Raw genomic sequence first — 12259 nt, forward strand, 5'->3', positions numbered from 1 at the left:
TTATAGGCGAGCCGTTGCCGCTCTCCCGTAGTATTCGTTCATGTATTCTTTTACAACTAAGCCGTTGATGCGTTTGGTTGCGACGGCAGTTAAGGGAATGTGATGTTTGTTTTTAAATTGGTCGATAACAATACGCGTAACCATTTTTTCAACAAAGCTTTCATTTTCTAACATTTTTGCATTTTGCTGTATTTGATTATCTACTTCAGTTTTTAAGCCTTTAAGAGCATCAAAAAGTTTGCTTTCGCTATCGGTTAAGGGGTCTTTTTCCATTAGGCGTTTATGTAAACGGGCATATTTTTCATCGTTATCATATTTGGCTCTTAATAGCTGGTTTTTACGTTCCAGTTCTTTTGCTCGATTATATATATCGTTCAAAGCTTTAATGTTGCTTTCCATCTGCTCTTTGCTGATCTCGCTTAAGTTCTTCTTTTTGAACAAGCGTTCAAGCTCTTCCTTTAGAGAAATGAACTCTAGATCTTGCTGATCGAAATTATCACCTAGGCCCTCACGTGTTCTTTGAAGAACGTCTTTTAGCTCATCGGCTAATACCATCTCTGCTTCATTGACTTTGGTAAAAGAAAAGATAACGTCTTCTAGTGCAACATTAAGCAAGTTTGAAGCATCAACATTGTTTTCTAGAGCTTCTTTGGTATTGATAAGGGCTAGGCGTCTATCTGCCTCTCTTGATAATATATTGAGTATTTTAAAATCCAGCCTTTCAAGCATTTCAAAATCGCCAGACAAACGGATAAGATTATACAGGCTTTTAGCGTTGTTTAAGGCATGAGTGATTTTTAACATTTCATAACGAGAATTAATTTGTGAAATTTGACTCGAAAACATCTCAGCATTTGTAGTGTCAAAATGAAACAAGACTTCTTTGATCTCTTGTATTTCTTTTAGAATTTCTTCTTGTGATTTGAACAGGTTGGTATAGTGTTCTATTTCATCGCCTAATTCAGACTGCAATTCTTTAAAGTAATCTCTGTTAGTTTTTTCAAATTCACTTTCTATGTCTGCAAAATCTACCACATAACCATAGTTAAAATTTTGATAGGGTCGGTTCACACGGGTAAGGGCTTGCAGTAGGTTATGAGCTTTAATAACCCGTCCTATGAAAAGCTTTTTAAGCCGTGGAGCATCGAAGCCGGTAAGTAACATATTAAATACGAACAAGAAGTCAATTTTACCTTCTTTGAAATCTTCGACTAATTGTTTGCGTTCATCTTTAGTGCCAATATCGTGCAGAATAACTGCGGCGCTATTAACCTGGCTATTTAGTTTGTGCTTAGTACTATATGGGGTTGTTTGCTCCTGCTCTCCTAACCCTTCTGGCTTAGCGTATTGCGCTTGAAAGATGTCGTACATCATTTTAGCTTGTTCCGAAGAATCACAGACCACCATGCCGCCTATGGTATTATCGTTCATGGATATACGTGCTTGTTCAAAGTCCTTGATGATGTAATCCAGCATTGGTTCGACAAATTTCTTGTGTGCGTAAACTAATTTTTTATTGCCACTGCCTTTTAGAATCTCTGTTTCTTCATAAATGGCAGCGAGTGTATTTTGCAAGTTGATCTTATAGCTTGTTTCAATATCTTCACGGATTAAACGCAGAGTATAACCATCTTTAATGGATGCGTTGTAATAGTATTTGTGCATATATCCGCCAAACAACAATTTAGAATTGTATTCCTCTCCCAATAGCGGTGTACCGGTTAAACCAAGTTTGATCGCGTCGCGGTCGGCTTGCTCCAAATTGGCTAAAAAACTGCCTTTTGGATTATAGCTGCGGTGTACCTCGTCTAAAAAGAATACCCGCTGAATATTAAGGTTGTAGTCAACATTTTTAATGACATCGGGATCATCTTTAAACTTATGAATATTGACGACGGTGATTTCAGCTTTACCGCTGTCATTGTGAATAGCGACAGTTTGTTTGATGTCTCTGGCAAAGGCCTCTTTCGAATCGATATTGTGTACGATTAATCCACGCGCTTTAAACTCTCTACTCGCTTGAATAAGCAGATCGAGTCTATCAACTATAAAATAAAACTTGGCGATGATGTTTTTATTTTGAAAGTAGTTTGAAAGGTATTTTACGTTGTAATAAGCAAGTGCAGTTTTACCGCTGCCCTGGGTGTGCCAGATGATTCCTTTTTTAACGCCCTCTAGGAGCTTTTGCTCTATTGCCTTTGTGGCGAAAATTTGTGGGTAGCGCATTATGTGCTTTTGTATACCCGACCGCTCTTTGACATAGGCGACACCAAATTCAAGTAAAAAAGCAATACGCTCACGCTGGAATAGCGAGGTGCAAATACGATTTGTTGGAGTATCTGGACGTTTATTTTTAGCAAACTCTGGCGATTGTTTTATGCTCAACAAGTTATTATCTTTGAGCACTGCGGTTTCTTCATCATCATCAACCACTGAAAGCAAAGCATTTAAGTCAAATACCTGCTCTTCACGGAAATAGTTTAATGTAGGCTTCTGATATGACGCGGTAGCATAAAACGCGCCCTCAATAGGGATGGGCGAGCTATCGTCATACTCCATATTATTAGAGAACACCATTAATTGAATAAGATTAACGAATTTTCTAAATTTCTTGTTTTGAAATCGAGTCTGAATCCGTTTGTGCTCTGCTAATATGCCATCTTGGTTATTTGGCCGCTTAACTTCTATAAACGCCAGCGGCAACCCATTAATCAGTAGAGTTATATCTGGTCGAAATTCATCATCATCTTTTTTATAAGGTAGCTCAGTGACAACATGAAAGGTGTTGTTATTAAAGTCTTCTAAATCGATGAGGCGTACACCAGATTTAGCTATGAGCTTTTCATAGAAGGCTTTGCCGAGGTCTTCGTTCTCTAGGGTAAGGGGGAGATATCAGATAGATATTGCTGGGCTTCTAAGTCGTTTATAGACGGATTGATGCGCTTTATGCTTTGTAAAAAGATGCCTATAAAGATGTTTGTTGATTCGTCCCAGGTGACCTTTGGGTCTTTTAGAGACAGATAGCCATAACCCAACCGCATTAAATGCAGGATTGTGGGTATCTTCACTCTTGAATCTTCGTTGAACTTCACCTTTTACAGTACCTCTTAGGGGTATTTAGCACCACCTAGAACACCTTAGACTAAATACTAAGTATATTACACGAGCTAACTAAAAAGGGACATATGGAAGCAAAAATCTAGCTTATTTTAGCTGTAAGTACACTATCTTAAACTGTATGACTTTTTGCTTTAGAAGTACCGATAGTAGTATCATTAAAACCATGATTTGATTAATTTATAATATATCAAAAAGATAGGCGCTTAAATCAATTCCCGCCGCTCTTTGGAGTCTTCCCTACTTTAGGGGGCACTTCAGTTTACGAACATAGCACTTTAACTCTTAATCTATAATTTTCAAAATTTCTAAATCCATATGCTCTTCTTTGAATGAGCTTCATCTTGCGATGGAATCCTTCGGTAATCCCATTGTTCTTTGTGAATCGCCACATTCTTACTATTTCCTCTCCCCATTTAAATAAGGTCTTCCCGAGCTTAACAAGCGGTAAGAAGATGGCTGCTTTGAGCTGTTTAACCATATCAAGGAAAATAGGGATTAGATTTTTGCATTCCTTTGCCTTGCGATGTTTATGTTTTAGAAGTGTAAAGAGCTGCTCCTTAACCTGATAAAGCGCCTGTATGGCAGGATGTTCATCTAAGAACTGTTTAAGTTTAAGCTTCTTGGTTTCGGTTAGATGCTCAGGACGCGTTCTAAACATAGCCAGTATTCCTCTGTGGTACTTCATTTGTGGATGGATACTGTGACAAGTTTTCATAAAAGCCTGTTCAATCAGTCTTAGTACATGAAACCTATCCGTTACAATTAAGGCTTTAGGGAAGTGCTTCTTAATGAGGTTTCGATAAGTAACACTTAAATCAATACAAGCTATTTTGACACGTTAATATTCTGAGCACGCAATAAATAATGCTAATGCTGCTGATACCATCTACTGAGCTTTTAAGCTTTCTGTAGCGCGTTGATATTTTAAGATGCCGGGAAAGCGTTGATTAAAATAACGCTTGCAAGCATAACAATAAAACTTATGTGCTTTGAATCTAATGTAGGCACGACGCAGACCAACGGATTCATGTTTTACCTCACGCATGAAGGAGTGCTTGATGCGTAATTTAGAGCCATCACAGAAAGGGCATTTGGGCTTCCAATTATAAGTAACTTAAATAACTAAATGTGAAGCATTTAAGACTTTCCTAATTGTAAAACCAGGAAAAAATAAAATAAGATTGGTACGGGGCATCTTTAACCTCATTTTGCTAGTATTTTCAAATGCTTAACTTAATACATTATGGTTAAAGTGCCCCCTTTAGTGGGGGTGAGCCGAATAATTGTAGATACACTTGATGGTTCCCAAATTATGAACTATTATATTAAAATAAATTTGAGAACTTGTGCTTCAATGAAGTTAGGATTGTTATGTTAAACAAGGAATTTCAAGGATGAATATAGCGGGTAAAAACCTCCTTGATGAATTCAAAAAAAAACATGCTGATGCAAGTAAATGGATAGATAACTGGGTGGCAGATGTTGAGGGCTCTACATGGAAAACACCCCAAGACATTAAAGATAAATATCGAAGCGTGGACTTCCTGAGTAACAATAAAGTAATTTTTGATGTGAAAGGTAATCGATACAGGCTAGAAGTTGTTGTTGCATATAATACTGGATCAGTTTTAGTGAAACGAATTGGCACGCATGCTGAATATGATAAATGGGAAAATTAAAGAGGCTAAATATGTTAATGCTCCCTATCCAAAATGAGGAACAACATAAAACGTACCTCAAAGAAATCGAATTGCTTATTGAAAATGATCCCATGGCAGATTCTCCCGAGGGAGAACGTCTTTCCTTACTCATGATTGCCGTAAAGGAATACGAAGCTCAGCATTTCTTTTTCGAAAAGCCTACCCCCATTGAAGCAATTCAATTTCGTATGGAAGAACAAAATCTGAAACAAAATGATTTAATACCCTATATCGGTAGCAAAAGTAAAGTTTCTGAAATACTATCTGGTAAAAGAAAACTAACCGTACCTATGATTCGTGCCCTTAATGAGTACCTTAAGATCCCAGCTGAAATATTAATTCAAGAATCAAATAAAAGAATTAATAAAATTGAGATGCATGATATGGAATTTTCTCAATTCCCATTTAAAGAAATGCTAGAAAGAAAATGGATTTCAGAAACAAAAGAAACCATTAAAACTACTCCTCAAAAAGTAGTTGAACACTTCTTACAACCTATAGGGGGACTTGCTCCTCAAAGTGTAATGTGGCGTAAATCATTCAATATAGAAAAAGAAGGAAAGTCTCATCTATATGGCCTTATTGCTTGGTCGGCACGTGTTATACTTTTGGCTGCACAAATAAAGGTTAGTGATTATGATCATAACCTAATTACAAAGGATTTTCTTAAAGAAATAGCGAAGCTAAGCCAGTATGAACAAGGTCCTTTACTCGCAATCGAAAAATTAGCAAAACATGGGATCAAATTAATTTTTCAAAAGCATTTATCAAAGACCCATCTTGATGGTGGATGCTTCTTAGATAAAGAAGGAAAACCCGTTATAGGAATAACGCTCCGATACGATCGAATTGACTATTTTTGGCATACCTTATTACATGAGCTTGCTCATATTTATAAGCACTTAAATAATAATGATGATATCTTTCTGGACGAATTTGATATTGAAGATAATAAAGATTTAAAGGAAAGAGAAGCAGATCTTATAGCTAAAGAATCATTTATTCCGAAAACAGTATGGAAGCGAAGCGATGCTTTTAACTTTCAGACTAACAAGTCAATTATTGAATTAGCAAGAACCCTCAGCATTCATCCTGCAATTGTTGCTGGGAGAATACGCTTTGAAACAAAGGATTACAACAAATTCACTGATCTTGTTGGTCAAGGAAAGGTAAGAAAATTAATTGAAGAGTATTATAATGAATGATTTTAAGCATTACACCCCGATTTTAGCTACCAAACAAGGTGAGCTAAACGCTATAAAAGCTTTATCGAAAGAAGCTCTTAAAAGGATCACTCCTTTTTTTGATATTCATAGATTATTTATACAAAAAGAAAAAAAACAAAAAACGCTTAAAGAGCATATCGACAAAATACTAAACAATTTAAAAAAATCATGGCCAAAAGACCAACTATTTTTCATAGATTGCACAAATTTTAATCTAGAGCATAGACTTGATGATGGCATTCATCCTCTTAAATATATCTGTGAACAATTATTAATGCATGGAATGCAATTTGTACCAACAATCGGTACGGATCGAGATCTTTGCTATATAGAAGAAATGAAAGCATTCTTAGATAATTACCCTAAACAGAATCTCTGCTTTCGCTTATTAAAAGAGGACTTTATTAACCCTGCTGAAACCAAAGAAGAAGTTAATATAATATTGTCTAAATTAGGAATTACTTCAAAGAGTTGTCATTTGATTATTGATTTTGGCTATGTGGCAGAAAATGATATTGATGTTCTAATCGAAGATCTATCTCAATTTAATCTCTATATGCCTTTTAATAATTGGCTCACTTTTACTATTGCATCAGGCAGCTTTCCAGCAGATATGTCAGGGATTCCTGTAAACTCGATCAAAACTATACCCCGAGTAGAATTTTCACTGTGGAAAGCCGTTCTTATGGCTTATCCTTTAATCGGTCGAGAACCACGATTTGGCGATTATAGTATTAATAACCCAAACAAAATTGAGATAGATCCTGCAAAAGTAAGAGGCTCAGGAAAAATAAGACAAACCGTGGAGAAAGAATGGCTTATCTTTAAGGGACATGGTCTTCATAAAGGAGAAAAATATCAGCAATACAGATCCTTATCAAAACAAATAGTTGAATCCCCACATTATAAAGGACGAGAGTATTCATGGGGAGATAACCATTTATTCAAATGCGCAAATAATATTACAGAAGGTCCTGGGAACTTAACCACATGGATTGCAGTGGATACAAACCATCACCTTACATTAGTTGGTGAACAAATCGCCAATTTTGACGAGACTTTAGAGACTGATTAACAAACTTATAGAGTTCTTCACTTGATATTAAGTCTAGTAATTTGTGTAAGATAAAATCACGGCTTTTATACCTAAGTTTATTTTGAATACCCTTCTTATCCAGAATTGCTAAAGCTTCATTCTTCCAAAGTAGCTGAGCGACACTCAGTGGATCCTTATTTAAATTTTGAGAACTTTCTCTAATCTTTTTATAGCTTAGTTTGATATCTTCAGAAAACTTAACGACAGAAACTCCCCACCATCTTGGAACCATTGTTTGAGCTTCTTCAAGATGCTTTTGACCGACTACTATCTCAACTGTATCAAAGATTTTCCCATAAATATAAATTTGCTTTTCTAATCTTCTTAGATTGTCTTTATCACTTTTAATTTCAATACCAGACAAAATCCCATTTACAATTGCTATATCAATCCGTGCTTCACCTAAACACAAATCAAGCTCTTCAACAGCTATAGTATTAGTGTCAAAATAGTACTCACTTAAGCGAGAGAGAACTAATTGTCGAATATTAAAATCAGAAAGTTGAAATTGTTGATTCATAAATTCTATTAAGTCAGATGACAAGTAAATTATAACTAATATTTATAATTATAAACGGAATATTTGAATTATAGTAATTGAAGAATCTAATGGAAGTTAGTTTTCCAAAAAAATATTTAATTTACTAAACCAATTTTAATTTTTTAAAAAACAAAAAGTATTTTCATTAAATTTACTAATTTTAATTTTAGGACAATCGTGAGCAGACTGTAATCCATTAGAGAATGTAGCTAAGTAGCCCTTAATATCATCGATTCCTTCAGAATGAAATTTACTTAAAAAACTTTTAGTTGTAGATTCATTAAAATATACATTGGGTCGTTTATGCTGCCTATTTCCAAAATTGATTGCGAGCCTGTATCGATCTCCACCTAAAGAAACTTCCTGCATTTTCAGCAAATGATTATGAGAATCAAAACAACGGCTATTGTATATTTTGCCCCAATAAATTCTAGGCAACGGTTTGACAAACTTCCCACACTCAGAATGCCAATCAACTTCTTCAATATGAACAACTGCATCATTAAAAAACAATTCATGTCCTAAAATTCGAACTGTTGTATCAGCTAATAATATTTTATCAATTTTTTGAAATTCCTCTGAAACCAGGAATTTCAAAAGATCTTCTAATTTTAATGAAGTTTTATTTGGCAGTGTAATTTTGGGGTGTTGTTCAGGTTCATCAACTTTATCATGTTTCCCCGGTTGATCTTCATCTGAATATTTTTTATCTGAGTTAGAGGTCTTTGAATTTTTTTTTCGAAGCCCAATTATGTTGATAAAACCAATATCTTTAATTACTCTTGAGACATCACTTGGATCTGATTTTTTATAGATATACTTTTTTTGCTTCGAACAAATACCTGATGTTTGGCGCACAAAATGTCTAAAGTGCGCCCGATTTATAGGGCCACTAGCAAAGAAAACTTTATTTCCGCATTCGATACACTTTAATGCATCTTTGATTTCTTTCCTAGCTGAAACTGATAGCTTTAAATATGCTTTTGCTGTAATGGATCTTTTTCGATTAGTTTGTGCAAGATACATTTGATCAGCACTTCTTTGTGGGTTATCTTAATGAAAAAGACCTTGCCTGGTATTAAAAGTTCCTATATTTAAGATGTATTTATGTTTGGATAGTATTGTTATCCATTTTTTTATATATTTAATAGTGACCAAAAACGAAATACCATTTTTTAAATATATTCAAAGCAGTATAATTTAATGATGCTTAGAGTTAATTATGACTGTGTGTAGACACATTAATAATTGTATCTTTAATAAATAATTTTAAATTGGTTTTTTTAAATGTTTCTAACTGGAAAAATATATTGGAAAAGGTTAAAAAACGATATATGGTGGCAAAAATTATTTATTGCCCAATCAGGTGATGTGAAAGTCACATATCATTTTAAAACAAAGAGTGCCCGACCCTCAAAAGTAATTCAAATAGATACATTTCTATCTATAAAAGTTAATGGTTTTAAATTAATCGAAAAAGATTTAAGAGAAACAATTAATTTTTTTGAAGAATATGACAGGTTGATAGGGGATTTTGATTCAAACGAAGTATTAATTAAGGCATTAGTAAGAGCAATTATTATAACTTATGGTAAATGTTTCGTTTCGGCTGACGGACGTAGAACCAAATTAGATAAAAGTTGGATTCCTGCTGACCTAAAGAATATACATGAGTATTTGTATACTATGCGCCACCAGTACGTAGCTCATGCTGGCGAAGGATTTGAAAAATCAAATTCAGTTTTTGTAATCCCTCCGTATGAGAAAATTAAAAAAGGTAAACAAGCATCACCAGTTTTTTTAAGTGAGCTTTATCAAATTATTACTGTGGATTCTATAAATATGGAGGCAAAGACCTTAATTAAAAAGGTTCATTCTATTGTATGCAGTAGACTAGATGAATTAGAAGCGCAATTATCTGAAGAAATTCTATCAATCCCACCAGAAGAAATTTATAATTTTGTTCACAATAAAGCTAAGAGAACCAAATTAACAGATAAAGATTTATTACAACTGAAAACGAAATAATGGTTTTAATCTAGATTCAGTTAAAGCTTTTTTTAGGCGCTAATATGGGGGCTTGTATAAATATATCTGTAAAAATTTTCAATTAAATCAATTCTATAGTATATAAATTCGATTCCCGCCGCCACAAATTATAGATTCAACGAGAACCCAGAACGAACTTAAAAGCCTAATCTTAACAGATTACGGGTTTTTTTATGCCTATAAGGGTTTAAGACATTTCACAAGATCCTACTTTTTTAGTAGTTCCCTTAGTAGTACCATAGCGATACTCTAAAAGCGGTACTACTAATATGGCCAGAACAACAAAACCTTTAACCAATACCGAAGTTAAAGGGGCATCCCTACTTTAGGGGGCACTTTAGTTTATGGACGTAGCACTTTAACTCTTAATCTATAATTCTCAAAATGTCTAAAGCCATATGCCTTCTTTGAATGCTGATTTTTCAGTAGGGTACAAAACCGTCACATCTAAGGAGGGGCTAGTTATTTTCAAATTTACGACTCTCTGATCTGATCCCCTGACTGTGGACACCTAATTTGATAAACTAAATATCAGTTAGGAGACGTGTATGTCCAAGTATAAGAAGTATGATAAGTCATTTAAGCAAAGAGCAGTGCAGCTAGCACTGACCTCCGAACAACCCACCTCAAAGACAGCGAAAGATCTCGGCATTCTTGAGTCAACGCTTTATAACTGGATATCCAAGGCTAAAAAAGACAAAAATATCCCTGAGGTCAAGGATGAAACTCCTGATTTAAAGCAACTTCATGAAGAACTGTTGAAGCTACGCAAGGAAAATGAACGCCTAAGGGATACCTGCGACATTTTAAAAAAGGCTACAGCCTACTTCGCGAACGACCCGAAGAAAGATTCAAATTCATAGAGAAAGAACGTCATCATTATGATGTTGTTTTGCTCTGCGAATGTATGCAGGTCTCCCGAAGTGGGTATTATGCTTGGAAAAACCGACCAGTCGAACCTGAGTGTAATGACACTTTTATAAAAGAGAGGATGAACGCTATCTTTTTGCTGAGTCGATGTTGCTATGGCTTCAGACGCATGCAGAAAGCACTTAAAAACGAAGGTATCGATTGTAATCATAAAAAGGTAAGCCGTTTAATGAAAGAATTAAAGCTGTTCCCCAAAGTAAAGAGAAAATTCAAAGCCACAACCAACTCAAACCACAAGCTGCCAATCGAGCCAAATCGGTTAGAGCGCAAATTCTTTGCGATAAAGCCGAATATTGCCTGGGTTGGCGATATTACCTATATTTGGACTGAACAAGGTTGGCTTTATTTAGCGACAGTCATCGACCTGTGCTCACGAAAGGTCAAAGGCTGGGCCATGGGTGAGCGCATAACAGCTGACTTGGCTGTTTCTGCGTTAGAGATGGCACTAAAACAAGTTGATTGTTCTAAGGCTCTTCTATTCCATTCTGATAGAGGTGTTCAATATGCTTCCCACGCTTTTAAAGAAGTTATTAAAAATAATGGAATGGTTCACAGTATGAGTCGTAAGGCTGATTGTTGGGATAACGCCGTTGCTGAAAGCTTCTTTGGCACTTTAAAGCAAGAGCTTGTCTATCACTGCAAATTTAAAACACGTGATGAGGCAAAATTAGCTATTTTTGATTACATCGAAGTGTTCTATAATCGTATCCGTTTGCACTCAACGCTGGACTATCAAACACCTGATAGTGTAGAAAGAGCCGTATTAGCTGCGTAGTTCGGTGTCCACTGAATGGGGGGCAGGTCACTCATCCTCAAAACGAATTTCTGTGATACCTAATGAATGCATGCTGTATTTCCCTAATAATGATGTATAAACTTAAATCCCAAATTCTTGCTGAATGGTAACAGCGAGTTTTTCATAGGCATTGTTAAACAAAGGTTCTCCATGTGCGCTAAGAAGATGTTTGAAAGTCAGTAGTTTCAATCCTGCAAAATCTTGGGCTTGAATGTTGCATGCTTGTTGCCATATTTTTGAAATGGTTGCCATACCCAAAAATCCTAATTTCTCATATAATTTTCCAGTTTCTTCACTAAAAAACTTATCAACCGTGATCCAATTTTTTATGCTATCGCACGTGATGAGAATGCCACCTTCTCGGTTTATATGTAGAATTGCTTCAGGGTGAATGGAGGTTTTAAAGACGAATAAAGAGCAATCTGGGAATGGCATTTTACCATTAGTGATAAGCTCGTTGTTGGTGAATTTGTTATTTTCATGTTTCACTCCCTTCAAGGCCCATAGCTTTGCTGAATATCTATCAAGATAAAATGCATCGTGCCTACCATGAAATACCCCTATTCTAACTACGTTGGCAATGTGACCTAATTTCTCAAGTGCTGCAAGGCCCTCATCGTTTAATCTAACCGTGTTGATAAGCGTTAACTCGTTGGCATTCTTCACTACTACCATGTTGCAGCTATGCTGTAGTTTTGTGCCTTCATGGGTAGTAAGATTAGTCCCCATTACAAAAAATATATTGGGAAAAACTTCTTTAAGATCACCATGTGGCCACGCAGGAGAATATTGAGTCACTTA

General features: G+C 35.4%; 9 protein-coding genes and 2 pseudogenes. 6 read left to right on the forward strand and 5 right to left on the reverse strand.

The window, feature by feature from the left end; all coding sequences use genetic code 11:
* Positions 1-3092 (reverse strand): annotated as a pseudogene (locus tag CC99x_RS02560) (type I restriction endonuclease subunit R).
* 287 nt (positions 3093-3379) lie between these two features.
* Positions 3380-4315, reverse strand: a pseudogene (locus CC99x_RS02565) (ISL3 family transposase).
* Between the two features lie 199 nt (positions 4316-4514).
* Between CC99x_RS02565 and CC99x_RS02570 the strand changes: the two are divergent.
* The 3 genes from CC99x_RS02570 to CC99x_RS02580 are packed head-to-tail and all read left to right on the forward strand — an operon-like array spanning position 4515 to position 7121.
* Positions 4515-4799 (forward strand): type II toxin-antitoxin system HigB family toxin, encoded by a 285-nt coding sequence (locus CC99x_RS02570; RefSeq protein ID WP_057625590.1) that lies wholly within the window; start codon positions 4515-4517, stop codon positions 4797-4799.
* An 11-nt stretch (positions 4800-4810) separates the two neighbouring features.
* A complete protein-coding gene (locus CC99x_RS02575) occupies positions 4811-6025 on the forward strand; it encodes an ImmA/IrrE family metallo-endopeptidase (protein WP_057625595.1) in 1215 nt (404 codons plus the stop codon).
* Entirely contained in the window at positions 6018-7121 is a 1104-nt protein-coding gene (locus CC99x_RS02580) for a beta family protein (RefSeq protein ID WP_057625591.1), read from the forward strand. Before CC99x_RS02575 ends, CC99x_RS02580 begins: the two co-directional genes overlap by 8 nt.
* Here the strand turns inward: CC99x_RS02580 and CC99x_RS02585 are convergent.
* Complete coding sequence (locus tag CC99x_RS02585) at positions 7066-7662, reverse strand: sce7726 family protein (protein ID WP_057625592.1); 597 nt, start codon at positions 7660-7662, stop codon at positions 7066-7068. The genes CC99x_RS02580 and CC99x_RS02585 overlap by 56 nt on opposite strands.
* Positions 7663-7797: 135 nt before the next feature.
* Complete coding sequence (locus CC99x_RS02590) at positions 7798-8709, reverse strand: hypothetical protein (protein WP_057625593.1); 912 nt, start codon at positions 8707-8709, stop codon at positions 7798-7800.
* Between the two features lie 261 nt (positions 8710-8970).
* On the opposite strand from CC99x_RS02590, the gene CC99x_RS02595 reads away from it, so the two are divergent.
* From CC99x_RS02595 to CC99x_RS02605, 3 genes are all read left to right on the forward strand, one after another.
* Positions 8971-9711: a hypothetical protein gene (locus CC99x_RS02595; protein ID WP_057625594.1), complete on the forward strand. Its 741-nt coding sequence runs from the start codon at positions 8971-8973 to the stop codon at positions 9709-9711.
* A gap of 569 nt (positions 9712-10280) precedes the next feature.
* On the forward strand, positions 10281-10595 hold the full coding sequence (locus CC99x_RS02600) for a transposase (protein WP_259596534.1): 315 nt from the start codon (positions 10281-10283) through the stop codon (positions 10593-10595).
* A complete protein-coding gene (locus CC99x_RS02605) occupies positions 10592-11437 on the forward strand; it encodes an IS3 family transposase (protein ID WP_259596692.1) in 846 nt (281 codons plus the stop codon). Before CC99x_RS02600 ends, CC99x_RS02605 begins: the two co-directional genes overlap by 4 nt.
* Positions 11438-11539: 102 nt before the next feature.
* Here the strand turns inward: CC99x_RS02605 and CC99x_RS02610 are convergent, their stop codons facing one another.
* On the reverse strand, positions 11540-12256 hold the full coding sequence (locus CC99x_RS02610; protein WP_057624608.1) for a hypothetical protein: 717 nt from the start codon (positions 12254-12256) through the stop codon (positions 11540-11542).
* Positions 12257-12259: the final 3 nt, after the last annotated feature.

Origin of the sequence: Candidatus Berkiella cookevillensis (genome assembly GCF_001431315.2) — a bacterium.
Taxonomy (GTDB): Bacteria; Pseudomonadota; Gammaproteobacteria; order Berkiellales; family Berkiellaceae; genus Berkiella_A; species Berkiella_A cookevillensis.